Genomic DNA, 25,240 nt, shown 5'->3' with positions numbered 1-25,240 from the left:
TCTCCCTCATTTCCTGCTATTCTTCAACCTTGACGATCCAGCCAAACGGATCTTCTGCCTTGCCGTACTGGATGTCCATCAGTTCCTTAAACAGTTTTGCTGCAAACGGGCCGACATTGCCGTCCCCGATGGTGATCTCTTTGCCTTGGTACTTGATATTGCCCACTGGCGAGATGACGGCTGCTGTGCCTGAACCGAATACCTCTTTTAACTCTCCGCTCTCATGGGCAGAAAATATTTCATCGATACTGATGCGTCGTTCGACAACCTTCTTGCCCCAGCTCGTAGCCAGTTGCATGACTGAATTCCTGGTCACACCGGAGAGGATAGAGCCGGTGAGCTCCGGGGTGACGACCTCGTCGCCTATCAGGAAGAAGATGTTCATAGAGCCGACTTCCTCAACATATTTAAGGTCGACGCCGTCGAGCCACATTACCTGGGTGTAACCGTCTGCATTGGCAAGGTCGGTGGCATAAAGACTGGCGGCATAGTTGCCCGCTGTTTTTGCTTCGCCGACACCACCACGTACCGCACGTACGTAATCTGGGGTAACCCAGATTTTCACCGGATCAAACCCTTCCGGGTAGTAGGCGCCAACCGGGGAGAGAATGATAAAGAACCTGTAGGTGAAGGAAGAACGCAGGCCCAGATATGGATCCATAGCTACAATAGTGGGACGTATGTAGAGCGAAGTTCCGGGTGCACCAGGTACCCAGTCTTTTTCCACAGCCAGCAGTTTGAGTAGTGCCTTTAACACAAATTCCTCGTCAAACTCAGGAATACAGAGTCTTTTGGCCGACTTGTTGAAACGTTTGAAGTTGTCCATCGGTCGAAACAGTTGCACCCCGCCGGATTCGGTCCTGTAGGCTTTCAATCCTTCAAAGATAGCCTGGCCGTAGTGCAGGACCATGGTGGACGGATCCATGGCAATCGGCCCGTATGGCTCAATGCGCGGATTATGCCAGCCCTTATCCTGCGAGTAGTCCATGTTGAACATGTAGTCGGTAAAGATGGTACCGAACCCCAGTGCCGAATCATCAGGATGGTCTTTAAATGCTGTTGCTTTTTCAAATGTGATTTCCATAGGAGCCTCTTCAATAAAGAACGTTGGTAAATAATGAAAGTGGTAGACACTGTTGTGTTCGTCCGGTGATCGAGTCAGGTGGGGATGAACATTGTTATCACCTCTGAGCCCCCTGATTCGGCATCAAAAAACTATATTAGCATGAAAAGTATATTTTAGACGCGAAAAATATGTTACATAATATTTCTTCCTATTATGTGTATTGCGGTTCCTCTGTTGACCGGGACATGCAAGTCGTGATAGGAAGGCGGCAAACCGTTTATTTATTGATCTTCATGCAGGGACCTTGCAGGCAGTCCGTGATTTCTGTCCTGATAAATAAGCCATGTTGGTAAAAATAAATCAAGGATGTTGCCGAACGAGCGTTCGTATGGTTTCCAAAGATGTTAGAATGCCATGAATAATTACATGACAGAACTGAGCGGTGGAAAATGAGAAAAGACATTATTGAAATACGGTGGCACGGACGAGGAGGGCAGGGCGCGATTACTGCTGCAAAAATCGTTGCCAATGCCGCGTTTGTATCCGGCTATAAAGGGGTAATAATGGCTCCTACTTTCGGCACAGAGCGCAGGGGAGCACCGGTTTTTACTTCCTTGAAAATTTCGAAAAAGAAGCTGTATGATCTCTCTCCGATCACCACGCCGGACATGGTTGTGGTCCTCGATCACTCCCTGCTTGAAGAGGTAGATGTGGTCGCGGGGTTGAAAGAGGGCGGCCTGGTTGTGTTGAATGCACCAAAACCTGTAGACGAATATAGTTTTGAGGGCATGAAGGTTGCGGTTTCTGATGTAACCGCCCATGGAGTCACCGCCGGTTTGCCTCCTGGGATTGTGAATAGTGGTATTATCGGAGCCTTCTCCAAGGCCAGCGGTCTTGTGGATATTGATGTACTGGTGGAGGCCATAGAAAATGAGTTTACCGGCAAGAAGCCGGAGTTGAATGCCAAGTCGGCGGTGATCGCCTATGAAAACACGGCGTTGGGAGGCGAATAGATGGCACCTCGTGAATATTGCAAGATGATATCAAGAAGCAAACCGGGTCCGGGAGATGGCGGGAATACCGGTTCCTGGCGGGTGCTTCGCCCGATTATTGACCTGGAGAAGTGCATACCTGTCAAGACAGGTAAAAAATCCTGTTTCACCTGCTGGCTGTACTGCCCCGATTGTGTTGTCACCAAGACTATACCACCGACTATTGATCTCACCTATTGCAAGGGCTGTGGGATTTGTGCGGAAGAATGTCCTGCCGACGCTATTGAGATGGTAGATGAGGCAACAGAGATAGTGAAGGAGAAATAACACCATGTATATTATCGAATCCGGAAACGTGGCTGCGGCGACGGGTGTAAAACTCTCCCGGGCACAGGTTATTGCCGCCTATCCCATTACCCCGCAGACCCCGCTTACCGAGAAACTGTCCGAATTTGTTGAGTCAGATCAACTTGACGCCGAATACATTCCAGTTGAGAGCGAGCATAGTGCCATGGCCGTCTGTATTGCCGCTTCCACCGCAGGCACACGGGCCTTTACCGCTACCAGTGCCAACGGCCTGCTCTACATGAATGAACAGCTGCACTGGGCAGTGGGTGCACGGCTGCCCATCGTTATGTGTGTGGCCAACCGTGGCGTTGGCGCCCCCTGGACGGTCTGGAATGACCAGCAGGATTCCATGTCGCAACGCGATGTGGGCTGGATACAGATTTACTGTAATGATCACCAGCAGATTATCGATACAGTCATCAAGGGCTTTCGGCTGGCACAGGAGGTGAGCATCCCGGTTATGGTCTGTTACGATGGCTACCTGTTGTCGCACACCTACATGCCTTTTGAACAACCGGATCAGGAAAAGGTGGATGACTTTTTACCCGGCTTTACGCCGACCCATTACCTCAATCCGGAAGATCCTGGCAACTTCAATACGGTTACACTGCCCGATATCCGGCCCGGTGTTGATGGTGTTATTCAGCCTGGTTATATCGAGATTCGTCACAACCTGCAGGAAGACCTTCGTGCAGCACTTGCGAAGTATGAGGAGATCGATTCGGAATTTGAGAAGGAGTTTGGCCGTGGCGGTACTCCATTTGTCGAACAGTATAAGTGTGACGATGCCGAATTCGTAGCTGTTGCCATCGGCTCATTGTCGTATCAGCTGCGGGATGTGATCGACAGTATGCGCGAGGGTGGCACCAAAATCGGTGTCATGGGTGTGCAAATGTACAGGCCGTTCCCCGAAAAGGCCATTATCCAGGCACTTGCCGGTAAAAAAGTGGCCGTCGTGTTTGAAAAGGCGCTTAGCTACGGTAACCAGGGGCCGCTTTATGCTGATATCAAGTCGGCTCTCTACAGCTGTGAGACCCGGCCGCTAATCAAGAACTATATTTTAGGCCTTGGCGGACGGGAAATCAAGACGCAGCAACTGGTGGACGCATTGACCGAAACCTGTTTGTCTCCAGAGTCAATTGAAGACAGCCCGAGCTGGATCGGTTTACATCTCTAGGATATTATCATGGCTGAAAAAACAACGATTTTAAATCTGACGGAAGAAGAGTTTGTCCATCCAGGAAACCGGGCGTGCTCGGGTTGCGGTCTCTCGATTGTGTACCGCACGGGCTTAAAGGCGCTTGGCAAGGACACCATACTGGTGGTTCCCCCCAGTTGTCTCACCGTGCTGCAGGGGTTATACCCGGTTGCCTCGACTAAACTACCATGTGTCAATGTCACCTTTGCTTCGACCGGGGCTGCGGCAACGGGTGTACGCGGGGCCATGAAAGCCCTGAAAAAGGAAGGGGTGAATGTGGTTGCCTGGGCAGGTGACGGCGGTACCGGTGATATCGGTATCCAGGCCCTTTCCGGTGCCTGTGAGCGGCAAGAGGATATCATCTACATCTGCTACGATAACGAGGCGTATATGAATACTGGTGTGCAGCGTTCCGGCACCACGCCCAAGGGGGTCTTGACGACGACAACCCCGATCAAGGGCAAGCTGCAGGCTAAGAAGGACGTGCCATCGATTATCGCTGCCCATGGCATCGGGTATGTAGCCACTGCCTCGGCAGCCTATCCGCTTGATCTCTATGACAAAGTAAAAAAGGCCACGACCATAGCTGGCCCCAGGTATATCCATGTGCATACTCCCTGTCCTCCGGGGTGGAGCTTTGAGACACGGTATACCATTAAAGTTGGGAAACTGGCGGTTGCCTCTGGTCTTTTCGACCTGTATGAGATCGAGAACGGGAAATTCCAGCTGACCGGCGCATCTGAAAGATTGCTTAAGAAAGAACGGACACCTGTAGCCGAATATTTTGCCAGCCAGGGACGATTCAAGTCGCTGAGCGAGGAAGAAATCAAAAGTGTCCAGCAGCAGGTGGATGAAAAATGGGCGGGTTATAAAGCGCTTGCCGAATAAGTAATAACCAGCACGAAGAAGGGGTCTGACCCTCAGGTCTGACCCCTTCTTGTCTTATTTGGTCCAAACCTCCGGCTCATACGAGCCCGGCGAGCAGTACTCAATTCTGTAGGGTTCCACCACAACAATGGAATAGCGGGGATCATCCGGTCCATCAAAGATGGGTTCCAGCAGGTCATTCCAGAATGCGTGACGTTCTTCCTCATCTGTCGTGACCCTTGCTTTACCCTGGATCTGCAGGTAAGGCTGCATTTCCTGCAGGCTTGTCACGCCGCAGGTTATGTGCACATTGGGGTCATTTTCTATCTGTTTTATTTTCCGGGAATCGACAAAGGTGGCGCACCGCATGGTGAGATCACCGGCACCGACGGTAACCACGTAGCGAACCCATGGGTTATTCTGTTCGGTCACGGTGGCCAGGGCAGCAAGTTGCGGTTTGTGGACGATGTCGAGAATTCTTTGCTTGAGATCTTCCATTTTCTTCGCTCCTTTCTATATCATGTTGAGGTTATATTTTTATTTGACGCGATCAAATAGAGAGTAACCACTTTTTTTTCAACTGCTTAAAAAACTGTTTCATCAGTATTGGTCCCGATTGCTTTTTATCTTTTCTCAAAATCGCTATAGCTTGTCGGTTGAACCGCCGATAAGAATCAATAGCCCGAAAATATAAAAAACAGACGCAGGAGGTTGGCGATGATCATTAATTCTTCGCAGCTCAGCATGGACGCGTCATCAGGGCACACGGATGTGACACAAGCAACAGGAGGGCGAACTTTCGGCCGCTTTCCTAATGGTGGCAGAGGCGCAAGTTCAAACCTTGATTTTGCCTTTGCCGAAACACTGCAGTCGGCCCATCTTGCCGGTAGCAGGAAAACTCATTCTTCAGTGACCCAGGAAGGGAAAAACACCGAGGTCTATAATTCCGAATACGTCGTCTCCCAGGCGGTTGAAGCATTAACGGGCGCTGGTGTGCAGCTCCACTCGTTTCGGCCCGGCCCCTTTTCAGGCAGGCTGGCGGATAACATGGAACAGCCTCCTGCCGGGATCAGGCGATATCACCAATTGAACAGGCGGCAGTTTAGCCTCGACTTTATGGCCACCAGGGTTCAGTGTGAGTCCGATTACCTCGATTTCTCGAGCTCGGGCAGTGTGGTGACGGATGACGGCAGGACCATCGACTTTTCTCTCGATTTGTCAATTCGCTCTACCAGGATCGTTCAGCAGAGTCATGTCGGCAGAGCTGCAGCCGGGTATCTGCTTGACCCCCTGGTGCTCAATTTTGACAGCGGTCTTGAATCGCTCTCTGAAATGTCGTTTCTATTCGATATAGACGGTGATGGCGAAAGTGACCTGATCCCGGGGTTGGGGAAGGGGAGTGGTTTCCTGGCACTGGATATCGATGGGGATAAGGAGGTTTCAAGCGGCAGGGAACTGTTTGGGCCCATGGGTGGTTCTGGCTTTGGTGATCTTGCCGTCTACGATCAGGATGAAAATAACTGGATTGATGAAAACGACCCGATCTTTTCCGAATTGCTGGTCTGGATGAATCCCTCAGGTGGAGAGCAGGAGCTTTTATCCCTCAAAGAGGCGGGAGTCGGTGCCATCTCCCTGAGCAATGCAGGTACAACGTTCAATCTCAAATCAACGAATAATCTGTTGTTGGGACAGGTAACTGCTGCCGGGATTTTCCTCACGGAGGATGGTCAGGTGAAACCTCTGCAGGACTTAAAATTTGCGGTTTCCGGTGATGATGCCGACGTCCCCCCGGGTATTGACCGTATGCAAGAGATACATGCGGCTATTGAGCAGCTTCGGGCAATAATGGCCGAGCAGCGACAACAGCTGGCTCAATTTATGAACCGGCACCACGCCGGGTCATGGAGAAATCACGAGAGGGCCCAGGATCTTCTCTGGCGCCTGACCGGGAGAAATGAGCCGGATGACAAACTGAGTCTTGTCGAAAAGTATCTTTTGCCCAAAACAGGTGAAGAGATCGGTTAAACGGAATTTCTCATCAGTTCAGGCGGTACCGGATTGGAAGTAATGGGCTGGGGAGCACATTCCTCATTCCATTACTTCCCTTCTCTGTGATTGGTTCTCATTTGTCCTGGTTGGTATCTGTTTTGTGTTTTCAACCCCGTGGATGTAAACCGCCTGAACCAACGTGTATGATAAAGCGGGACTCAGCTCTCACGGGCTCTCACCATTAACACAGGAACAGAACCTCCTCGGAGCACCTTTTCAGCAACACTGCCAACAGTGAATCGGGAAATTCCACTCCTTCCATGCGTTGACATGGCCACCAGGTCTGCATTGACTTCCTCTTCGGCCTTAATAATCTCATCGGCCGCATTTTCATTTACCGAAACCTTGCATTGAACAGTAGCTTGTGTATTCTGCAGCCCCTTACTTACTTCCTGCAGATAGCTTATCGCTTCATCCTTCATTTTGGTGAGCTCTTCCTCGTTATATGGTACCGAAACAGCCTCCCATCCCCCTTGAAAATGAAGTGTGTGCCTGGTTGCTGTAATGACATGGAACAAGATGATTTCAACCTTTTCTTCCGGGGCTAGTTTGGAGATCAGGTCGTGAACGTAGGAAAGACCGGCTTCGCCTAATTTAGAGCCATCCAATGGTAACAGTATTCTCTCAGACATATTGACCTCTCTTCTTGAATGAATCTTTAAGGTGGGTCACACACCGCTTGACGGGGCTGTGAATTTGTTTAAAAAGTATCACGTCGTGAACCACCTGGTATGAATATCAACTACATTCTTTTCCTGGTACTCTATTGTCTGAAACGGTATTGATCATCTTTTCCCTGTAATACTTACTTTCATTATAGCACTACTGGCCTTATGACACCAATATCTCGTCTACCCCGAACTTCTCATGAGAAGTTCGGGGCAACCGGCTATAAGGTACATGGGTCCGAACATGAATTATGATGACTTGTAGAACACCACCATTACGATTGTCGATGGGCTCTGCAGAAATCCACTTTCCTGGCAGATGTTTGAGTTGGTATGGAGACTTGATGAGTACGACCTGCAACAAAGTCGATCACCTTTTTTTCAAGGCCATTAATTATGCAAATAACTATTGAATAAATGCCAGACAGGTTTATGTTTTGATCCAAACATTCGTTTACGTATTCCATTTAATATCAAGACAACTATAGAAAAGGATCGATCATGAAACGTGGAATTTTCCTCGTTGTTATCTGTTCTGTGCTTTTGACTCAGCCAGCCTGGGCTGGTCGGGCAAAAATCAATACCGTAGCCAGTGACCCCTATCTTTCGGCTCTGGTCATCGATGCGGGAACCGGAAAAACATTAGTTGAAGAAAACAGTGACACAAAGGGGTATCCCGCATCTGTATTAAAGATGATGGTGTTGTTAGTGGTTCTGGAGCAGGTCGAAAAGGGGAGTCTTTCGCTTGATCAGATGGTGCAGGTAACACCTGAGGCGGCCCGTATGGGTGGTTCGCAGGTGTATCTTGATCCCCAGGAACAATTCTCGGTTGAGGATCTGCTGTACGCTCTTATGATCCAATCTGCTAACGATGCTGCCGTAGCGTTGGCTATACATATATCCGGCTCTAAAGAAAGTTTTATCGCTCTTATGAACGAGCGGGCGGCAGCCCTTGGCATGAAAGATACCAGTTATTATTCGGTACACGGCTTACCGCCATCGGATGGTCAGCAGGTGGATATCACCACGGCGCGGGATTTATCTGTTTTGGCCATGGAGCTGGCGAAGAAAAAAGAAACCTTCAAATACACAGGTACGAGGGAGAGGGAATTCCGGAACGGCGATTTCATTATGCGGACTCACAATCATCTTTTGACAAATTTTGATGGATGTGATGGTTTTAAGACGGGCTATTTCAAGGCTGCAGGATTTTCAATTGTCGCTACTGCCAAAAGAAGAGGGGTTCGGTTAATTGCAGTTGTGCTCGGCAGCAAGGACCGGAAGGTTCGGGATGCAAAGGCAACTGAACTCCTGTTGAAGGGATTCAGTATGGTACCTGCCCGGGTTGAGGAGGAGGCAGCGTCTCTACCGGTTGTTGCCGAGACCTCTATAGAAAAGAAAACGGAACCGGTTCCGAATGCTGCAATGGTGGAGCAAAAAAAAGAGGTACCAGAAGCCCCGACACTGGTTGAAGGTGAGGGGGGAAAGTCATTTACCGATAACGGTTGGTTGATGTTTCTGCTGGGTGTCGGGGTGGGGCTTGTTCCCTTCATCTTTCTCATGGTGGGGAAGACAAGGAAGCCCCGGAGGCGATCCCGCCGGCTGATGTGATGGTATTGCAATGAAAGTCTGATACATTTGGCATGTACTGAAAAATAAGAGGGTAACAATGACCGGGGGACTATTCGCGGTACTTGATGATATCGCCATGTTGCTTGATGATGCCGCTGTGATGAGCAAGGTGGCAGCCAAGAAAACAGCCGGGATCCTGGGGGACGACCTGGCTGTCAATGCCGAGAAGGCCACCGGTTTTCGCGCCTCACGGGAGTTACCTGTTCTCTGGGCCATCACCAAGGGGTCGTTTGTTAACAAAGTTGTTATCCTGCCGCTCGCTTTTTTGCTGAGTGCCTATGCTCCTTGGACGATCATACCGATACTTCTTTTTGGTGGTGCCTATCTCAGTTATGAGGGGGTTGAAAAAATTTATCATGTCCTGGCTCATCGAGATTCCCATGAGAAACCCGCTGCCGAAGAGATCAGCGATGAGAAGGAGCTGCTCAGGCGGGAAAAAGGGAAAATAAAATCGGCAATCCGGACGGATTTTATCCTGTCAATAGAAATTGTAATGATCGCCCTGGGCACAGTGATAGAGAGTTCACTTATGTTGCAGATCATGGTGGTCAGCATCATCGCCCTGCTGGCGACGGTAGGAGTGTATGGACTGGTTGCCGTAGTCGTCCGTATGGATGACGCCGGTTTTTTCCTGATCGACTGGGCCGGAACAATGCAGGGCGTGATGTCAAAGACAGTTGCAGGACTAGGTTCGCTACTGGTGGCTTCCCTCCCATGGGTTATCCGGTCACTTGGAATAGTAGGTACAATCGCCATGCTCCTGGTCGGCGGGGGTATGTTTACCCACAATATCCCTTACGTGCATCATGCCCTGGAATTCATGCCCTCCTCTCTGGCCAATCTTATCGTTGGGTTTGTGGTGGGGGCGGTATTGGTCGCTGCAATGATGTTGGTACCGAAAAAGGCGAAGAAAAAGAGTGAGAAAGATGGTTCAATGCACTGATTGCCGGGGGGACTCTATCTGACAGATCCCCAGATATTATAGTGTAGGGGTACTGTGGATTTTCTTGACTTTACAGACGGCCCTATTAGAGTAATGCGAGTCACCTGACCTCAGATTTTTAATACGGTTGAGGTGGTTAAGATATTATGGCGTGTTTGTTGATCAAGTGGTGTTTGATCGGTAAGCACAAACTATTCTCAGGGCGGGGCGAAATTCCCCACCGGCGGTGATTCCCACTTCGGGAGAGCCCGCGAGCGCCTGTCGACAGCGATAGGGTCAAGCAGATCTGGTGAGATTCCAGAGCCGACGGTTACAGTCCGGATGAGAGAGGGTAGAAAGACAGCTCGGGAACTCCCGTTCGCTGTCTGTCTGTGTGCGCGGTCGCGCATACATTCTGTATTCCTCTTTCCCTGATTTTTCATGAGCTTGTGAATTGTTGAGTATCGGAGGTGTATTTCACTTTTTCATGGGAAAAACGGGACATGCCCTGGTTCTGGTAAACAAAAGGAGAATTTACCATGAATCAGTCTTTACTGGCACAGTTTGGAGACTCGCGACAGCGGGTTGAATCGGCTCTTGCAGCCTTGAAAGCGGGAGACGGTGTTCTTGTTGTTGATGACGAGGACCGGGAAAACGAAGGTGACCTCATCTATTCATGTGAGCATCTTACTGCCGGTCAGATGGCGCTTATGATCAGGGAGTGCAGCGGAATCGTCTGCCTCTGCCTGACCGGTGAAAAGATCGACAGTCTGGGATTACCTCCGATGGTCGACAATAACAGCAGCAAAAACGGGACCGCATTTACCATTTCAATCGAGGCTCGCGAAGGTGTAACAACCGGTGTGTCCGCTGTTGATCGGGTAACGACGGTACGTGCCGCATCAGCTGTTGACAGCAAGCCTGGGGATTTATGTCATCCGGGCCATGTTTTTCCGCTTCGGGCGGAAGAGGGCGGGGTGCTGAGTCGCCGGGGCCATACGGAGGCGACTGTTGATCTGATGATGCTTGCCGGTCTTGAGCCTGCGGGGGTACTCTGTGAATTGACCAATCCGGATGGAACCATGTCCCGCCTGCCGGAGATTGTTGATTTTGCGAATAAGCACGACATGATTGTGCTGAGTGTTGAAGATCTCGTCCGCTATCGAAGTGGAATGGCCATGGCGGCCTGATCTGCAAACAAGCCTGCCATCCTCGCCCTGAATCAGGTGAATGAGGTTGGCAGGCACTCTATGGGTCAAGGATTTCCCGTATTATAGATAACTATCAAGGTTTTCTGCACCTTGACGGAGACAGAGTCGACCAGTGAGCCGAAGAGGAACTTCTCCATTCCGCCCGCTTTTTTGCCGTGCATGATAATAATGTCTGTATCCCGGGCTGCCCGGTTAATCTCGTCGAGCCGGGAATGGGTAATAACTGGTTCCACCCGTGCCGTGAGGTGACGGGCTTTATCTTTCATCCAGTCCTGGAGTTGCTGCTCCTGTTTATCTACTTCCTTGCTGCTGTCGGTGGAAGGCAGCAGGTAAAGAATGTGGAGCTTATGTTCTCCAATCGCGTTCAAGGCAGAGATGATTTCCACCATTCCTGCCAGTTCATCGATATCAGTAATCGGGATGAGTATCCTTTCGGTATGGAACTCCCCCCAGAAGCGGACCACGGTAACAGGACAGCTCACCCCTGCCGAGACGGTAGAAAGGATGGTACGGAAACCGGCAATCGTATCACCAAGAGGGTAGGCCAATACCATGGCCCTGGCATTGTTGCATTCTGCGGCAGAGACAATACCGGTGGTGATATCCGGGCAGGTCACCAATTCGGTCGCCAGGCTGTAACCCATCGAATGAACTTCTTTATATTCGTCGTGAAAGAGATGGTCGGGAATTTTGTTATCCCGCGGCAACATGCGGACCGCCATCGGTAAAGCCTGGTACCAGGAGGCGAGTATAGTGGCTATGCGGGCGAGCCCCCTGGCTGTTCTCGGGTCAACCGTGTGAAAAATAACGTGACCGTGCGGGGTATGCGGGATAGACAGATTCAACCAGTCCCAGGGGACGATACGGAAAGTCCTCTCCAGGGGGCAGAACAGGTCTTCTGTTTTATCGTCATCATGAAAGATAAGTGAAAAAGGGGCCGTACTCACAGGTTCGGACCCTATCTCTCCTGCACGTGTGATGGCAAAGCGGGCGGCGATCGGACCGATCAGTTCCGAAATGAAAACTCCGGCAAGGACAATTGGTGTGATCACCTGCTCGTATGGAGACAAAAGGTGGTCAGAGGAGAGCAGGAATATTAGCCCGATTGCCACCCCAGCCTGTGGCAGCATGGCAAACCCAAGGTATTTTCGTACAGTCGCCGGAGCCTTGCCGATAAAGCCGCCCACCTGAATACCTGCCATTTTCCCGGAAATAGAAGAAAGAAAGTAGATGAGCCCGAAGAGCCCAGCTGCCTGGAGGGCTTCAAATTCAAGGTGGGTGCCGGCGAGTGTAAAGAAAAGGACATAGATGGGTGGTTCAAAACTGTTGAGCGCCCGAAAGATACGAACATCTTTTTCTTCCTTATTCACCAGGGTGAATCCTGCTGCCATTCCGGCCAGCAAAGGGGAGAGGTGAAAAGAGTAAGCGACCTCGCCGCAGAGCAGCAGGGTGGCGAGCCCAGCGGTCATTAACTCTCCGTCCCCTTTTAGCCTATGAAGAAAAAGCAGGAACAGGCCGGCGGTGCATATACCCAGCAGCAAAGAACCGAATATCTCCAGCAGGGACGAGCCTACAGTTATGTATAGAGGAGCCCCGGCATGACCCAGTACCTGGTGGGCGATCGATACCACAAGACCGAAGATCATGATAGCCAGACCATCATCGATAGCAACGATTGCCATAAGAGTGGAGGTGAGTGGGCCTTTGGCCTTCAACTCCCGAATAACCAGCAGAGTGGCGGCCGGTGCGGTGGCAATACCGATGGAACCGAGAAGAAGTGCCAGTACCAGGTAATCCTTAAAAGTCCAGCCAATCACCTCATATCCGGTGGACTGCATAGTCAAAAACAGCACCGAGGACACAACTGTAAAGGCACCGGCGGCTTCGCAAAAGCTTATCCAGGCCAGACTTCGTGCGTATTTACTGAGTTTCTTTATCTCTATATGCTCGCCGATGCCAAAAGCGATGAGCATCAGAGCAATCTGGGTGAAATGATCGAGATCCTGACCAATCTGTGCACCGGTTACCAGGCCGAGGCCTGCAGGACCAAGCAGTAGCCCGGCAAAAATGTAACCAGATACGGAAGGTAATCGAAGTCGTTGACAGATTTTGCTGATACCAAGCCCTGTGGCAAGCAGTATGGCGATATATAAGGTAACCATAATACCTCCGGGATGATGGTGTATTTCGAGGTACCCTTGATTAAGTATAGAGGGGAAGGTTAAACGATGTCAAACGGTTGCGATCTTAAAGGGAGCAGGGGCGTTTTTTCGCAATTGCAATATCCAGAAGTGTTGAGAACCCTCCTGGGATAAAACCGGTCTGTGCAGTTACCGTGAAGCTCCTGTGATTTCATTGATAATGAGGTACCGTTATCTTTTTGTCAGAAATGTTCTTTATATTATTGTGTTTAATAATTATTGCTCTTTTCTTGCAATGAAGAAGAGAAGTGTGGATACTTTAGTATAGTTTTCATCCACCCCTCTTCTTTTCCAAAGTGATTGTTCGGATTGTAGAATTCACATGTAATAGACCATGTGAATAGATTACAGGGACGATTATGAGAAAAATTAAAATCATCTTTTCCGGCTTCCTTCTGTTTCTTTCATTTGGTTTTGCAGTGTCATCCCTGGCAAAGGATTGGGTCTATACCGTCCAACCGGGGGACAATTTATGGATTCTTTCCAAAAAGCATCTTAAGAGCATGCGGTATTGGAAAGATCTCGTGGAGTTGAACAACGTTCCCGACCCGTATAATATTCCGCCGGGTACCACACTGCGCTTCCCTATGGAATGGCTCAAGTATGGTTCATCGGTTGCCACAATTATTGAATTGACCGGTGAAGCAACGATTATCGAACGTAATACCGGACACGAGCTTGTAGCAGTAAAGGGAAAGATTCTCTGGGACAATGATAGTATCCGCACCGCTGCTGAGAGCAATGCAACCCTGCAGTTTACAGACGGTTCGAAGGTCTTGATTCAGGCAGAATCCGAGATGAAGATGGAGAGGTTGGTGAGCTATGGTGCGACAGGCATGGCCGACACCAAGGTACGCCTTGAGTCGGGACGATCTCACAACAACGTCATCCCTCATCGTGGCCCGGGATCACGGTTTGAAATATCAACACCTTCCGCCATTGCAGCCGTCCGGGGTACGGAATACAGGATAAGTGCGGAAAAAGCCGGGGAGTCCCGGGCAGAAGTACTTACCGGAGCTGTCGGTGTCGCAGGTTCTGGGGAATCAAAAAATGTACCTGAAGGGTTCGGAACGATTTCCTATCCTGACAAGGGGCCGCTCGACCCTGTTAAGCTCCTGCCTGCTCCAGATCTGTCAGGTTTTCCTGATACTGTACTGCGGGTACCGTTTCTCTTGAAACCGAGCAAGGTTGAGGGGGCTGTTCAGTACCGGTTGCAGATTGCAAAAGACAAACACTTTCTCACTCTCTTGTACGATAAAGCCTTTCCGTCTGCAAACATGTGGGGCCCCGATCTGCCGGATAATACCTATTTCCTCCGTGTTCACGGTATCGATGGGAAGGGGCTGGAAGGTCTGTATTCTGTCCACTCCTTTGTTGTTCAGGCCCATCCTGTACCGCCCATGCAGGTTGCGCCGGTGGCCGATGCGGTTCTTCAGCAGCCTGTAGCGGTGTTTCAATGGTCAGAACCGCAAGAGGCCGAACAATATTGGTTTCAGCTTGCTGCCGATGAGAGTTTTGGCAAACCTGTCGCTGATATAAAGGGTCTTACTTCCACTACCTATACCCCCGACATTGCGGTTGTTCCCGGTGTCTATTTCTGGCGGGTGGCAAGTGTTGACGGTGACGGTAAAACAGGGCCGTTTAGTGATCCGCAGAAGTTCAGGCGCACGCCACCCAGCCCGGACATGTCTGATGCAGAAATGGATGTTGAAGAGATGGCTTTTCGCTGGCGTAAAGCCGAGCCGGGGCAGAGCTTTACATGCCAGGTAGCTCATGATCCTGAATTTACAAACCTGCTTTTCGACGATAAGGTCAGGGAACCACAGTATAATCTAAAACATTTTGAACCGGGCACCTATTATATCAGGGTGGCCATTGTCGATTCTGATGGTTTTGCCGGTCCGTTCGGCCCGTATCAGACTGTACATGTGCCTGCACCGCCGCCATCACCCTGGGCATTTAGTATTCCTGGCGCAATCATGTTGCTCTTTATGTTATGAGAAAACGCGATTTGGGAAAATCATGGCGGAGAAATCTTCTGCCGCGACTATTTCTGCTCCTTCTGGGGCTCCTGCTAACATACAGCCAGGGACTGCAGAGAATGGACAGGTTTGTCTATGACGCCATTTCCTCAAGGGTTACAAGACCCCCATCCGAAAGCATTGTCATCCTGGCTATTGATGAGCTGAGTTTGTCGCAGTATGGGCAGTGGCCCTGGCCACGGCGGGTTCATGCGGATCTGATAGACAAGTTGTCGATAGGCGGGGCAGGGGTAATCGGTTTTGATATTATTTTTGCAGAGCCGGATCGACGGAATGGCCAGGATGATATCTTGCTTGCCGAAGCTGTTTCCCGAAGTGGTCGTGTTATTATGCCGGTTTTTGCTGAATGGAATAGGGCCGGCAAGGGCCTGAACCTGACAGAACCCATTGAGTCGGTCAGACAAGGAACAGCCGGCCTTGGTCATGTGGATTTTGAACTGGATTCAGATGGAATCATGCGCCGGACGTTTTTAAGGGGAGGGCTTGGCAGCCCGAACTGGGACGCTTTTGCCCTGTCAATGCTGCGGTTTGGGTCCCCGGAAAGTGTGCAAAGGCTGCCCGGTAAGAGAAACAAAAATCTTGCCGGGGCTGCTTCAGGTAATTGGGTACGCGATTATGAGGTACTCCTCCCGTTTGCAGGTAAACCAGGACACTTCAGGCAATTATCCTATGCGGAATTCATGGCGCCGGAATTTGACCCGAGAGCAGTAAGGGGAAAGTATGTTCTGGTGGGAACAACAGCCTCCGGACTCAGCGATGCTCTGCCGACTCCGGTTTCGGGTGAGTCTGTCCCTATGTCCGGGGTTGAGATTAATGCAAATCTATTGGATACCCTGGAAAACAGGTTGGCCATTGTACCAATGAGTATAGTTGGTACAATGTTATTGGCGGCTTTGCTCATTAGTATCCCTCTATTCACTTTTACCTTGTTCTCTGAACGATTTCTCCTGGTAATTGTGGGCGGGAGTCTTTTTGTTACCTTGTGTATTACCGTTTTTCTACTCGTGAAGATGCAGGTCTGGTTTCCGCCTGTAGCAGTTCTTGTTACCGTGGCGTTGAGTTACCCTGTCTGGATGTGGGATCGGCTGGAAAGTTTATTGAGAAAACTCTTTAAGGAGAGGGAACGTGCCTTTGTGACGCTGCATTCAATAGGTGACGGCGTCATTACAACCAATATTGATTGTCTGATAGAGTACCTGAACCCGGCAGCTGAAAAGCTGACCGGATACAGGAATGCAGAAGCTATCGGCTTAAGGGTGAACGAGATTTTTCCTGTGTTGACAGAGAATGAAGGGGAGAAGCCCTGCACAATCGTCAGGGAATGTATTGATAAATCGGAAATAATCCACATGCAGGAAGAAGCCGTTTTTTATGATCGCTCAGGCAATGAACATATCGTGCAGGTGACGGCCGGACCTCTCATGGATGATGCGGGTAATTCCCTTGGGGCAGTTTTCGGTATCAGTGATGTGACAGAAAAAAAACAGGCACTCAAAAGATTAACCTATCAGGCAACACACGATCATCTCACCGCCCTGCCTAACCGTTCACTGTTGTTTGACAGGTTGCATCTGGCTATAACCCGAGCCCATCGGGCCGGCAAATCGGTGGCAATTCTTTTCCTCGATCTCGATAATTTTAAGAAGGTGAATGATCAGTTAGGTCATTCTGGTGGTGATGTCCTTCTGAAGATGGTCGGTAAACGCCTGAAAGAGGCATGCAGGAGTGGAGATACCGTTGCCCGACTTGGTGGAGATGAATTTGTGATACTGCTGGAAGAACTGACAGATCTACGTGTTACCGCAACAGTGGCCAATAAATTTATTCACCTTCTTGAGCCTCCGTTTCATGTAGCCGGCAATGAGTTCTTTATTACCGGTAGTATTGGTATCAGTGTCTATCCAAAAGATGGTACGGGGGTGGATGAGCTGGTGAAACATGCTGATATCGCAATGTATGAGGCGAAAAAGAGTGGGCGTAACAACTATCTGTTTTTTTCTGATGAGATGAACGACCTTATTCAGAAAAAATTACGGCTTGAGGCTGATCTTCGCTCTGCTTTAAGTGGTTCTGATCTGCAGCTCTATTATCAGCCCCAGGTACGTATAAGGGACAATAAGATAATTGGTGTCGAGGCGCTTCTGCGCTGGATACAAGCTGACAGGCAGGTGATTTCCCCCGCTTCCTTTATCCCCGTGGCAGAAGAAAGTGGGCTTATCCTGCCCCTGAGTGAGTGGGTCATGCAAACTGCCTGTATACAGGCCAAACTCTGGCAGGATGAATTGGAGGATCCGTTGTGTATAGCGGTAAATATCTCACCCAGACATTTCAGGGATGAGCATTTTTCAAGCCAGTTGAGCGGCATAATTGAGCAAGCAGGTTTAAACCCTCAGAACCTTGATCTTGAGATTACTGAAAGCCTTATTATGCAGGATGTTGAAAGATCTGTAGATATCATGCGAAAGTTTAAATCGCTGGGCGGTACTATCTCCATTGATGATTTTGGTACAGGGTATTCATCACTGTCGTACCTCAAGAAATTTCCTCTGGATAAGCTCAAGATCGATAAATCGTTTGTTGACGAAATCGATAGTAACCCAAAAGATGAAGGTCTGGCTAAGACAATAATTACAATGGGTCATGGGCTTGGCCTGACTGTCGTGGCAGAGGGTGTTGAGACCAGGCGGCAACTGGAAAAACTCAGAGAGCTCGGGTGCGATATAATTCAGGGGTATTATTATTCGAGCCCGTTACCTGCAGACGAAATGACACAACTGTTACGAAAATCGCAATATATCAGTGAGCCGGTCAGGAAAGGAGAAGAGTGTCCGATTTAGAGGGGATTCTCCAGGTTTCCTGCACATCTATACCGGCTATTTCACGAGTCGAAACAGCCTTCTGGTCAAGTTGTATAGAGAATTGCCCTGCAGAGGTAGTTTACACCTTTTTTACAAACTCCGATTTGAGTTTCATTGCACCAATTCCATCAATCTTACAGTCTATATCGTGATCGCCATCAACCAGCCTGATATTTTTGACTTTGGTTCCTACTTTGACCACGACGGAAGAACCTTTAACCTTCAGGTTTTTTATAACAGTGATGTTATCACCATCTTTAAGGGTATTTCCATTGGCGTCGGTAATAGCTTTTTCAGTACTTTCTTCTTCGGCAGTTACAGTTTTTGACCATTCATAGCCGCATTCGGGGCAAACGAACAACGTTCCATCGTCATAGGTATATTCTGAACCACATTGGTCGCAAGCGGGGAGGTCTGTCATGGATTTATCCTTTTGTAATTAATCTTTGTTTGAAATGATTGGATGTCATTTACGTGCTTATATCTTCAAATTGTCCCTTGGTAAGAGACAATAGATCTTGTGGGGCCAGTTGAATGCTTAGCCCACGACGACCCGCACTGACAAATATCGTTGGATGTTCCATGGCGGAAGAGTCAATGACAGTTGGAAGTTTTTTTTTCTGACCAAGAGGGCTGACACCACCTAGAACATAGCCGGTTGTCCGCTCAACATCTGTCGCCTGAGCCATGCTGGCTTTTTTTACTTGTAATGCTTTGGCCAGACGTTTGAGGTGTAGCATTGAGGAGACTGGAACGACGGCTACCGCAAGTTTTCTATCTGCATAGGCGACCACTAATGTTTTAAAAACCTGATCTTCCGGCACGCCCAGTTTTTCGGCAGCTTCATCTCCAAATGATTCGTTGTTTGGATCATGAGTATATTCGTGTACCTCAAATTTAATTTTAGCTTTTTTTGCTGCATTAATACCTGGTGTCATATGTACCTGTTGAGTTTATGTCTGCTGGGCTTGCAAAACGATGACTGAAAAGCACTCCTCATTACCGGCTCAGGCATTCAATGATTGAGGATGGCTGACTGAACATTCTTTAGTAATTCGATCATACATTACAATACTCCCGGCGACGGCAACATTTAAGGAAAAATCACCAGGCAATTTGATGAGTGAATGGCACTGCTGGGTGATATTCGTTTGTAATCCGCATTGCTCATTCCCTAGAAGATAAACTGCTGAGGCGGGATGTTGGAACATACCTAAAGAGATGGATAGTTCACCCATCTCTACCCCAACAATCTTTGTTGAAAATGGCAAATGATCTTTAAAGTCACTAAAAGTGTTGTAATGATATAGTGGGATTTTCGTCCAGGCGGCTGTGATGTCACTGCTTTGGGGTTTGTACTTTTTATCGATGGTGAAAATAAAGCTGGCTCCCAGTATGTAAGCGGATCTCCAGAGGGTGCCGATGTTTAATTCATTACTATTGTTGATGATTCCTATTCCGTAGAATCCATTGTCTTTCTTTATCTTCTTTACTCGTGCCATGCGAATGAATCTAAATGTTTAATTTTTATAGTATTAGATGATTTGTCTTAATGTATGATCGAGCTGTGGATTCATAGTAATATGCCAGCGAGAACATAACGTAATGCGGGAATTATGGCATCCGTTCCTTTGTCAATTTTTTTTCAAGAGTCTCTAATTTTCTGAACATGACATTTGGTGTGTGCAAGGCACCATCTTCTGATTGGCGAAAAATGGCTCATCAGCCAAACGCGTACCTGGTTGTCTGAAGATCTAAAAGCCTCAGTGAGGCTGATAATCATTTATGGTTCTTCCTGTTCCTCCGCAGCAAAAGTCGAGGACTTTCGCGTCCTCTCATACTACAGGTTATACGTTTTCATTGTGTAAATACTCTTTCCTTACCCTTGTGTATTTCCACCAAGGCTGGGGAGCCTCTCCATCCATAAATCTTGTCACAGAAATAAATACATCTATCACGCAGGGGTCATGTTTTTTGCCGGTCTTTATACAGAGCTCATCAAACATTTCATAAGGAGATTTGCCCTTCAGTTGTAAAGGATGGTGTATCCCTATTATTTGGAGATCTTTTTCCATTTTTTTACCGATATTTGGTAAATCAGTAAGTGTTGTCACTTGGTTTCTTACTACTTTCTGTGGATTCATCACCCAGCTGCCCTATTATTTGAAAATCTTATATTCTATCATCTACCTTTCGAATAAAAGAGTAAATGATTGGTGAAAAGTGGCTTAACCAGAAATATCGAGCTGCAACGTTCTGAGGCTCAAAGTCAACACTACACATGGAGGCACCATCACCTGATGCCACTTCGATTGCTTTAGACAATACAGCGGTGGCTATTTTGCTGTTTCGATATTCTTGTCGTGTATATCCGAAGTTTATTCCGAAAACATTTTTATGATGTAACAAAGCGGTATTTCCGTGGTGCATTCTTCCTCGAATACATGAAACGACCTTGTCTCCTTTCGTTGCTACAACAGTAATTACATCCTGAGAAAAAAAATCTTTTCTGATGTCGCCCGCATCTTTGATTTCATTGCATCGCTTCAGGAAACATGGGGCCGCTTCCAGGTGCACATTGATCAGGTGGTCGATTTCTTGTAGTTGATAGATGTGCTTTTCTGTCCCAATCTCAATCACGACATCAGGCTTCGTTTCAATCCTTGGTTGAGATAGATTTCTTCCGGCATCAATCACCTGCATTCCAAAACCTAATAATGACATCGTCTCAATTATATTCTCGTTCACCAGAAATGAGATGATGTGATTATAACTGCGCACGTCTATCCATGATTCAGAAATTGCCCTGTACAAACTAGTGCAGATGTCCTCACTATTTTCACGAGCAGTGGCATTGCCCCATTCTGGCACATAAGCGCCAGTTTGTGATCCCTTCAGCTCTTGGATTACCGGGTAGCCAATCATATAACCAACAACTTCATTTGCTCGTATTGCTACGAAACCCGGATGTTTTTCTACAATCCCCGACAGTTTTTCTGTAATCCATTCAGTTTTCTCGACCTTGTCTGGCAAATAGGGAAATCGAGACCTTAGCTTCGCATATCCTTTTCGAAAGAGTACGCTGGCATCGCTAATGTGTTCACCTTTGAAAGGTTTAATGTCCATAGTCTATAATCTTTCTGGCCTATTGTTAGGCAATTCTAGTTTATGCTGCTATTCGACGACCTGATTCAATTACTCATTAGCAATTCAGCGGAAGCATCTTTTTTGTGGCGCTTGGGCTTCTCTTTCTTATCGATAATTTCGATGTCTTTATTTGCTGTGGCATAAAGCAAGATCTGCCACCTGGCTTTTATCTGACCTTGATATTTTCACTCACATAAAGGAGAGCACAGCTTTGGCGAACTCGCCCGGCGCCTCCTGTGGGAGATTGTGGCCAACGCCGGGAATCTCCCGATGATTATATTGACTGGTGAAGAAGTGTCGATGTCCCGCCGAACCACCTGAGGGGAGAACACCATCGTCAAGCCCATCAAGTGTTATGGAAGGCACAGCTATTTTGGGCAGTTGAGTAAGACGTAGCTCGGTTTCTTCGACTGATGAGTCGCCAGGAACCAGGCCATAGCGATGCCGGTACGAATGAATCACTACATCCACAAAGTCTGCATTGTCAAATGAAATAGCGGTCTGGTTGAAGTCTTGGTCAGAAAAGTCCCAGGTGGGTGACCACAGTCGCCAAAGGAGTTTGCAAAGTTCGCGGCGGTTCTCGAATAACCCTCTCCTCCCCCTCTCAGAGTGGAAATAGTATTGATACCAAAACCGGTATTCATCTTCTGGTTTCTGTGGTTTCAACGAGCCAGGAATGTCATGAATGTTATATCCCCCTACCGAAACAAGGCCGCTCACGCGATCTGGCCAGAGAGCCGCCAATATACATGCGGCACGCCCACCCCAGTCATACCCTGCAAGTACGGCTCTCGTAATCTTGAGTGCATCCATGAATGCAAGAACATCATGAGCGAGGACGGCCTGTTGGCCCGATCGTGGTGTATCTGCTGATAAAAACTGTGTGGGTCCATACCCACGCAGATAGGGGATGATAATGCGGCAACCCTTTGATACTAATATATCTTTAACCACATTAAAAGCATGCACATCATATGGAAAGCCGTGAAGGAGCAACACAATATCGCCTTTTGAAGGGCCGTGATCAAAATAGGCGACGTTAAGAACTCCCGCCTGAATGAATTTCAACATTATCTTTGTCGCTCCTTATGTGTAGGAGTTCTTACCAACTAATCGTTTTTAAATACATTGTTGAGATATGGTTCTTTGGAGCTTCTGGTGCATGGTTTTAGATCAATAATATATATTTGAATTATCTCGGTCTTAATAAACATCGAATAGCACGCGGGGCCTGTTGAAGGCCGGGTATATTGTTTTATGTTATTGAAGATATATTTCCATTTAACTATAATTTAGTCTAGCCAATAAACCGTAGAAGCCAAGACAAAAGTAAAATATTCCAATTATTTTAATATAAATTGGTCGAACTGATGAATCTTTGAACATGTTCTTTTCATACTTTGGGAGTTTTTCGATTGATCTTTGTAAAAAAAGAGCAACTTTGTCGCTGAAAGCGAATAATAATATACCAGTCAATGCGCCAATTAGTGGGCGTAAATATAAAGTTAAATCCGTCATATTGTCATTTCAGATCAATGGGGTGAAGTGCATCGGCGAGTTTCAGCAAGTAGGCGTGAAACGCCGTGATATACTATTGTGATTTATGTTGCCAGCTGCCATCTTGTAGTTTTGAATACACAAAACCATACCCTTTGCCTGTTTTTATGTTGTTACCTATTAGTGGATGTTGTGCTCTGATAACTGCAGTTGTGAAACTTGATTGTTCTATATTATATTTTAATTTTTCCCATATTTAATCAACTTCCAATTTTGAAAAAAAATAGGTGATATGAAAATTATTGAACGGAATATCTTTTCTCCATATCTGGTGAATAATGGTATATCATTGTTGAAATTTTGTGGTTGGTATGCAGGTGGCAGCTTTGAAGCAAACACAAGATTTTATATGAAAATTGGTATTAGAAGAAGGAAGCCGTTCGTGACAATATGTTATATACAAACAATATCTTGAATACCAGACATATTTGCTGTTCCTTAACAATGAAAAACTGCGGTCTGGTCCAGCAGCATTTTTTTGCATATATTTTTTGATTGTCTGTTTCCATAACTATTGTGCATTTTTCCGAGGTTTCTCCTTTTCTTTCCGGATCACAAAGTGATAGGTATAGAGTTTTTCAATTTTCTCTCTTGCCCAAGGGGTTTTACGAAGGAATTTTAAACTAGTATTAAAAGTTGGATTCACACTAAATACTTTAATTTTTACTTTATCAGCAAGGTAGGGAAAACCATGGTATTCTACTAAGTCTTCTAGCATGTTTTTTAGCGTTACTCCATGCAAAGGGTCTTTCCCTTTGGAGCTCTTCTTTTTTGTCATAAGCTCATTTTTTAAATGATATGGATCGTACCTCAAGTGAGGTCGAGATAATAAAGAAACTTAAATTTCTGAGATAAACTCAAACCTTGGGATTTTTTTACCCTCAACTTCAATCAATTCAGTGAACATTCGTTTCGGCCGTATCCACATGCTGTGGTCACCATATAAACATTGGTATACAACAACCTCTTCTCTTGTTTCCGAGTGTGTTGCTTGGCAAATAACTTTATATTTCTTACTTTTATAATGTTTGTAAATACCAGGTTTAATATCTGACATTTTTTTAATAAAAGATAACGTTGAATTCACAGGCCCGCGCTGTTTGAGGGCCCAGTGGAAGGGTTGGTGTGCGCCCGGCATGGGCCTTAAAAAGTGGGGGTAAAGTCTTCTGTGTGTGATCCCATGTTAAGTCATAGGCGTAACATGAATCAGTAACCGATGGCAAGAGCATTACTGTGAGGTTGTGTTTGGAGGAAGTCTAAGTGTAACGATGTGGGTCGACGAAAAGAAATGTCATATAAGGCTGAGTCTCTGGGGAAGACAACCAAACATGCTTAAGCCCCAGGATCAGGAGATACGGTAAATGACGTCGACTCGGTACGATCTGGAACCGAAACTCAAATTACTTGTCAACGACCAGAAAAGCAGATAAGCGCAGATTTCAGGGTAGTTCATGTCGAGAAAAGCGCATTTCTCGGCTTTACCACCAAACGCGGTACAATACGTTGGAGCGACAGGTCGTTTCAAAAGTTTAAGAGACGTATCCGGGAACTCACCGGTCGCAGCTGGCGGGTCTTAACGGATTATAGGATGGTAAAACTTGGGCAGTATCTTCGAGGATGGACAAACTACTTTGGCATTGCAGAGTACTCCAGCCCTCTCCCAGGATAGATGAGAGGATACACCGCAGGTTGCGGATGTGCTATTGGAAACAGTGGCGATATGTCCGTACCAAAGTTAGGAACTTCCTGAAACTCGGAACCAATAAACGACAATCCATACTATCCGCACGGAGTCGGAAGAGCTCTTGGCATCTTACGAGATCCTTTGCAACACAGACAGGGATGTTGAACGAATGGTTGAAAGAACAGGTTTTAGTGTCTGTCAAGAAGATGTGGATCAGGTTAAATGGGTAATTACTGCGCTACCGAATGCTTACTTACGAAGGATCCTATAGCCATTCCTTCCTGGAGTCCATCTCATGTTTTGATCAGCCGAACCGTCTTGGTACGCGGTCCGTATGCCAAGTGGTGTGGGAGGGGCTGTCAGTAATGGCCTCCCTGTCCCGATATTATTTTTATTTAATATCTGGTAGTTGTTCAATTTTTATCCATTCATTTCGTTCCCAGAAAACAACTGTGTTTGGGCCAAATTTTGGTCTACGCATAATTGCTGAGTATAGAGAAATTTCGGTTTTCGGATCATCCCAGGCAACACCAGTAACAGAACCATTTTTTCTTCTATGTAATGCCCCGGAGTCACCATATAGTTTCCCACCTTGTTTTTTGAAATAGCAATTTGGAATAAAGATTTCCTTAGTATTTCTCATTATTGAGATGCACCCGGGATAAATTAAACTATTATTATTTCTAGGGCTTAGATAAACTTTATGCTTTGCATTCCTCGATGAAACTTTTGCATATTCTATAACAGGCCAGTGCTCCCATATGTCTTTATCTAAATCATTCACCAAAGCTACCGATG

Annotated in this window: 24 protein-coding genes and 1 riboswitch; of the genes, 11 read left to right on the top strand and 13 right to left on the bottom strand. The window is 47.4% G+C overall.

All coding sequences use genetic code 11. The features are described 5' to 3' along the window. Positions 1 to 16: 16 nt before the first annotated feature. Positions 17 to 1,084 carry a branched-chain amino acid aminotransferase gene (locus GA520_RS17880; protein ID WP_163337780.1) on the bottom strand — a complete coding sequence of 356 codons (1,068 nt, stop codon included), beginning with the start codon at positions 1,082 to 1,084 and terminating at the stop codon, positions 17 to 19. A 443-nt stretch (positions 1,085 to 1,527) separates the two neighbouring features. Between GA520_RS17880 and GA520_RS17875 the strand changes: the two genes are divergently transcribed. Genes GA520_RS17875 through GA520_RS17860 form a run of 4 tightly spaced genes read left to right on the top strand, consistent with a single transcriptional unit; the run spans position 1,528 to position 4,492 of the window. Next, positions 1,528 to 2,079 (top strand): 2-oxoacid:acceptor oxidoreductase family protein, encoded by a 552-nt coding sequence (locus GA520_RS17875; protein ID WP_163337899.1) that lies wholly within the window; start codon positions 1,528 to 1,530, stop codon positions 2,077 to 2,079. Further along, a complete protein-coding gene (locus GA520_RS17870; protein WP_163337779.1) occupies positions 2,080 to 2,385 on the top strand; it encodes a 4Fe-4S binding protein in 306 nt (101 codons plus the stop codon). Between the two features lie 4 nt (positions 2,386 to 2,389). After that, entirely contained in the window at positions 2,390 to 3,583 is a 1,194-nt protein-coding gene (locus GA520_RS17865; protein ID WP_163337778.1) for a pyruvate ferredoxin oxidoreductase, read from the top strand. Positions 3,584 to 3,592: 9 nt separating this feature from the next. Beyond that, a complete protein-coding gene (locus GA520_RS17860) occupies positions 3,593 to 4,492 on the top strand; it encodes a thiamine pyrophosphate-dependent enzyme (protein WP_163337777.1) in 900 nt (299 codons plus the stop codon). A gap of 54 nt (positions 4,493 to 4,546) precedes the next feature. Here GA520_RS17860 and GA520_RS17855 read toward each other — a convergent pair whose 3' ends face one another. Next, a complete protein-coding gene (locus GA520_RS17855; RefSeq protein WP_163337776.1) occupies positions 4,547 to 4,969 on the bottom strand; it encodes a pyridoxamine 5'-phosphate oxidase family protein in 423 nt (140 codons plus the stop codon). 219 nt (positions 4,970 to 5,188) lie between these two features. On the opposite strand from GA520_RS17855, the gene GA520_RS17850 reads away from it, so the two are divergent. After that, entirely contained in the window at positions 5,189 to 6,496 is a 1,308-nt protein-coding gene (locus tag GA520_RS17850; protein ID WP_163337775.1) for a hypothetical protein, read from the top strand. Between the two features lie 182 nt (positions 6,497 to 6,678). On the opposite strand, the gene GA520_RS17845 is transcribed toward GA520_RS17850, so the two are convergent. After that, complete coding sequence (locus GA520_RS17845; protein WP_163337774.1) at positions 6,679 to 7,152, bottom strand: universal stress protein; 474 nt, start codon at positions 7,150 to 7,152, stop codon at positions 6,679 to 6,681. Positions 7,153 to 7,689: 537 nt separating this feature from the next. Between GA520_RS17845 and GA520_RS17840 the strand changes: the two genes are divergently transcribed. The 3 genes from GA520_RS17840 to ribB all read left to right on the top strand — a co-directional run bounded on the left by GA520_RS17840 (position 7,690) and on the right by ribB (position 10,932). Further along, entirely contained in the window at positions 7,690 to 8,799 is a 1,110-nt protein-coding gene (locus GA520_RS17840) for a D-alanyl-D-alanine carboxypeptidase family protein (protein WP_163337773.1), read from the top strand. Positions 8,800 to 8,857: 58 nt separating this feature from the next. After that, the gene (locus tag GA520_RS17835) at positions 8,858 to 9,763 is read left to right on the top strand and encodes a DUF808 domain-containing protein (protein WP_163337772.1); all 906 of its coding nucleotides are present in this window, start codon (positions 8,858 to 8,860) and stop codon (positions 9,761 to 9,763) included. 189 nt (positions 9,764 to 9,952) lie between these two features. Further along, positions 9,953 to 10,100: riboswitch (FMN riboswitch) on the top strand. Positions 10,101 to 10,281: 181 nt separating this feature from the next. Beyond that, complete coding sequence (gene ribB / locus GA520_RS17830; RefSeq protein ID WP_163337771.1) at positions 10,282 to 10,932, top strand: 3,4-dihydroxy-2-butanone-4-phosphate synthase; 651 nt, start codon at positions 10,282 to 10,284, stop codon at positions 10,930 to 10,932. 65 nt (positions 10,933 to 10,997) lie between these two features. Here the strand turns inward: ribB and GA520_RS17825 are convergent, their stop codons facing one another. Continuing rightward, positions 10,998 to 13,115 carry a cation:proton antiporter gene (locus GA520_RS17825; protein ID WP_163337770.1) on the bottom strand — a complete coding sequence of 706 codons (2,118 nt, stop codon included), beginning with the start codon at positions 13,113 to 13,115 and terminating at the stop codon, positions 10,998 to 11,000. 398 nt (positions 13,116 to 13,513) lie between these two features. On the opposite strand from GA520_RS17825, the gene GA520_RS17820 reads away from it, so the two are divergent. Then, positions 13,514 to 15,154, top strand: a complete 1,641-nt coding sequence (locus GA520_RS17820; protein ID WP_163337769.1) for a FecR domain-containing protein — start codon at positions 13,514 to 13,516, stop codon at positions 15,152 to 15,154. Positions 15,155 to 15,165: 11 nt separating this feature from the next. Continuing rightward, positions 15,166 to 18,033, top strand: a complete 2,868-nt coding sequence (locus tag GA520_RS17815; protein ID WP_163337768.1) for an EAL domain-containing protein — start codon at positions 15,166 to 15,168, stop codon at positions 18,031 to 18,033. Between the two features lie 100 nt (positions 18,034 to 18,133). Here GA520_RS17815 and GA520_RS17810 read toward each other — a convergent pair whose 3' ends face one another. The 8 genes from GA520_RS17810 to GA520_RS17775 form a co-directional block, all read right to left on the bottom strand. Then, positions 18,134 to 18,475: a zinc ribbon domain-containing protein YjdM gene (locus GA520_RS17810; RefSeq protein ID WP_163337767.1), complete on the bottom strand. Its 342-nt coding sequence runs from the start codon at positions 18,473 to 18,475 to the stop codon at positions 18,134 to 18,136. A gap of 49 nt (positions 18,476 to 18,524) precedes the next feature. After that, on the bottom strand, positions 18,525 to 18,992 hold the full coding sequence (ybaK, locus tag GA520_RS17805) for a Cys-tRNA(Pro) deacylase (protein ID WP_163337766.1): 468 nt from the start codon (positions 18,990 to 18,992) through the stop codon (positions 18,525 to 18,527). Positions 18,993 to 19,061: 69 nt separating this feature from the next. Then, positions 19,062 to 19,556 (bottom strand): RNA methyltransferase, encoded by a 495-nt coding sequence (locus GA520_RS17800; RefSeq protein WP_163337765.1) that lies wholly within the window; start codon positions 19,554 to 19,556, stop codon positions 19,062 to 19,064. Between the two features lie 345 nt (positions 19,557 to 19,901). Next, positions 19,902 to 20,198 carry a helix-hairpin-helix domain-containing protein gene (locus GA520_RS17795; protein ID WP_163337764.1) on the bottom strand — a complete coding sequence of 99 codons (297 nt, stop codon included), beginning with the start codon at positions 20,196 to 20,198 and terminating at the stop codon, positions 19,902 to 19,904. A 28-nt stretch (positions 20,199 to 20,226) separates the two neighbouring features. Next, a complete protein-coding gene (locus tag GA520_RS17790) occupies positions 20,227 to 21,180 on the bottom strand; it encodes a GNAT family N-acetyltransferase (RefSeq protein WP_163337763.1) in 954 nt (317 codons plus the stop codon). 210 nt (positions 21,181 to 21,390) lie between these two features. Continuing rightward, positions 21,391 to 22,272 (bottom strand): alpha/beta fold hydrolase, encoded by an 882-nt coding sequence (locus GA520_RS17785; RefSeq protein ID WP_163337762.1) that lies wholly within the window; start codon positions 22,270 to 22,272, stop codon positions 21,391 to 21,393. A gap of 997 nt (positions 22,273 to 23,269) precedes the next feature. Beyond that, positions 23,270 to 23,536, bottom strand: coding sequence for a VF530 family DNA-binding protein (locus GA520_RS17780; protein WP_163337761.1), 267 nt, complete (start codon positions 23,534 to 23,536; stop codon positions 23,270 to 23,272). Between the two features lie 60 nt (positions 23,537 to 23,596). Then, the gene (locus GA520_RS17775; RefSeq protein ID WP_163337898.1) at positions 23,597 to 23,815 is read right to left on the bottom strand and encodes a DUF1653 domain-containing protein; all 219 of its coding nucleotides are present in this window, start codon (positions 23,813 to 23,815) and stop codon (positions 23,597 to 23,599) included. Between the two features lie 342 nt (positions 23,816 to 24,157). Between GA520_RS17775 and GA520_RS27235 the strand changes: the two genes are divergently transcribed. Further along, positions 24,158 to 24,427 carry a group II intron maturase-specific domain-containing protein gene (locus tag GA520_RS27235; RefSeq protein WP_163337897.1) on the top strand — a complete coding sequence of 90 codons (270 nt, stop codon included), beginning with the start codon at positions 24,158 to 24,160 and terminating at the stop codon, positions 24,425 to 24,427. A 406-nt stretch (positions 24,428 to 24,833) separates the two neighbouring features. Here GA520_RS27235 and GA520_RS17770 read toward each other — a convergent pair whose 3' ends face one another. Further along, positions 24,834 to 25,226 carry a hypothetical protein gene (locus tag GA520_RS17770; protein ID WP_163337760.1) on the bottom strand — a complete coding sequence of 131 codons (393 nt, stop codon included), beginning with the start codon at positions 25,224 to 25,226 and terminating at the stop codon, positions 24,834 to 24,836. Positions 25,227 to 25,240 lie beyond the last annotated feature (14 nt).

Origin of the sequence: Desulfopila sp. IMCC35008 (assembly GCF_010646885.2) — a bacterium.
Lineage (GTDB): Bacteria > Desulfobacterota > Desulfobulbia > Desulfobulbales > Desulfocapsaceae > Desulfopila.
This window is presented reverse-complemented; position numbering and strand designations above follow the sequence as displayed.

Bases quoted from the DNA above. Each gene is read 5' to 3' on its own strand.
- GA520_RS17880 (WP_163337780.1), bottom strand. From the start codon at position 1,084: ATGGAAATCACATTTGAAAAAGCAACAGCATTTAAAGACCATCCTGAT.
- GA520_RS17870 (WP_163337779.1), top strand. From the start codon at position 2,080: ATGGCACCTCGTGAATATTGCAAGATGATATCAAGAAGCAAACCGGGT.
- GA520_RS17865 (WP_163337778.1), top strand. From the start codon at position 2,390: ATGTATATTATCGAATCCGGAAACGTGGCTGCGGCGACGGGTGTAAAA.
- GA520_RS17860 (WP_163337777.1), top strand. From the start codon at position 3,593: ATGGCTGAAAAAACAACGATTTTAAATCTGACGGAAGAAGAGTTTGTC.
- GA520_RS17855 (WP_163337776.1), bottom strand. From the start codon at position 4,969: ATGGAAGATCTCAAGCAAAGAATTCTCGACATCGTCCACAAACCGCAA.
- GA520_RS17850 (WP_163337775.1), top strand. From the start codon at position 5,189: ATGATCATTAATTCTTCGCAGCTCAGCATGGACGCGTCATCAGGGCAC.
- GA520_RS17845 (WP_163337774.1), bottom strand. From the start codon at position 7,152: ATGTCTGAGAGAATACTGTTACCATTGGATGGCTCTAAATTAGGCGAA.
- GA520_RS17840 (WP_163337773.1), top strand. From the start codon at position 7,690: ATGAAACGTGGAATTTTCCTCGTTGTTATCTGTTCTGTGCTTTTGACT.
- GA520_RS17835 (WP_163337772.1), top strand. From the start codon at position 8,858: ATGACCGGGGGACTATTCGCGGTACTTGATGATATCGCCATGTTGCTT.
- ribB (WP_163337771.1), top strand. From the start codon at position 10,282: ATGAATCAGTCTTTACTGGCACAGTTTGGAGACTCGCGACAGCGGGTT.
- GA520_RS17825 (WP_163337770.1), bottom strand. From the start codon at position 13,115: ATGGTTACCTTATATATCGCCATACTGCTTGCCACAGGGCTTGGTATC.
- GA520_RS17820 (WP_163337769.1), top strand. From the start codon at position 13,514: ATGAGAAAAATTAAAATCATCTTTTCCGGCTTCCTTCTGTTTCTTTCA.
- GA520_RS17810 (WP_163337767.1), bottom strand. From the start codon at position 18,475: ATGACAGACCTCCCCGCTTGCGACCAATGTGGTTCAGAATATACCTAT.
- ybaK (WP_163337766.1), bottom strand. From the start codon at position 18,992: ATGACACCAGGTATTAATGCAGCAAAAAAAGCTAAAATTAAATTTGAG.
- GA520_RS17800 (WP_163337765.1), bottom strand. From the start codon at position 19,556: ATGGCACGAGTAAAGAAGATAAAGAAAGACAATGGATTCTACGGAATA.
- GA520_RS17795 (WP_163337764.1), bottom strand. From the start codon at position 20,198: ATGAATCCACAGAAAGTAGTAAGAAACCAAGTGACAACACTTACTGAT.
- GA520_RS17790 (WP_163337763.1), bottom strand. From the start codon at position 21,180: ATGGACATTAAACCTTTCAAAGGTGAACACATTAGCGATGCCAGCGTA.
- GA520_RS17785 (WP_163337762.1), bottom strand. From the start codon at position 22,272: ATGTTGAAATTCATTCAGGCGGGAGTTCTTAACGTCGCCTATTTTGAT.
- GA520_RS17780 (WP_163337761.1), bottom strand. From the start codon at position 23,536: ATGACAAAAAAGAAGAGCTCCAAAGGGAAAGACCCTTTGCATGGAGTA.
- GA520_RS17775 (WP_163337898.1), bottom strand. From the start codon at position 23,815: ATGTCAGATATTAAACCTGGTATTTACAAACATTATAAAAGTAAGAAA.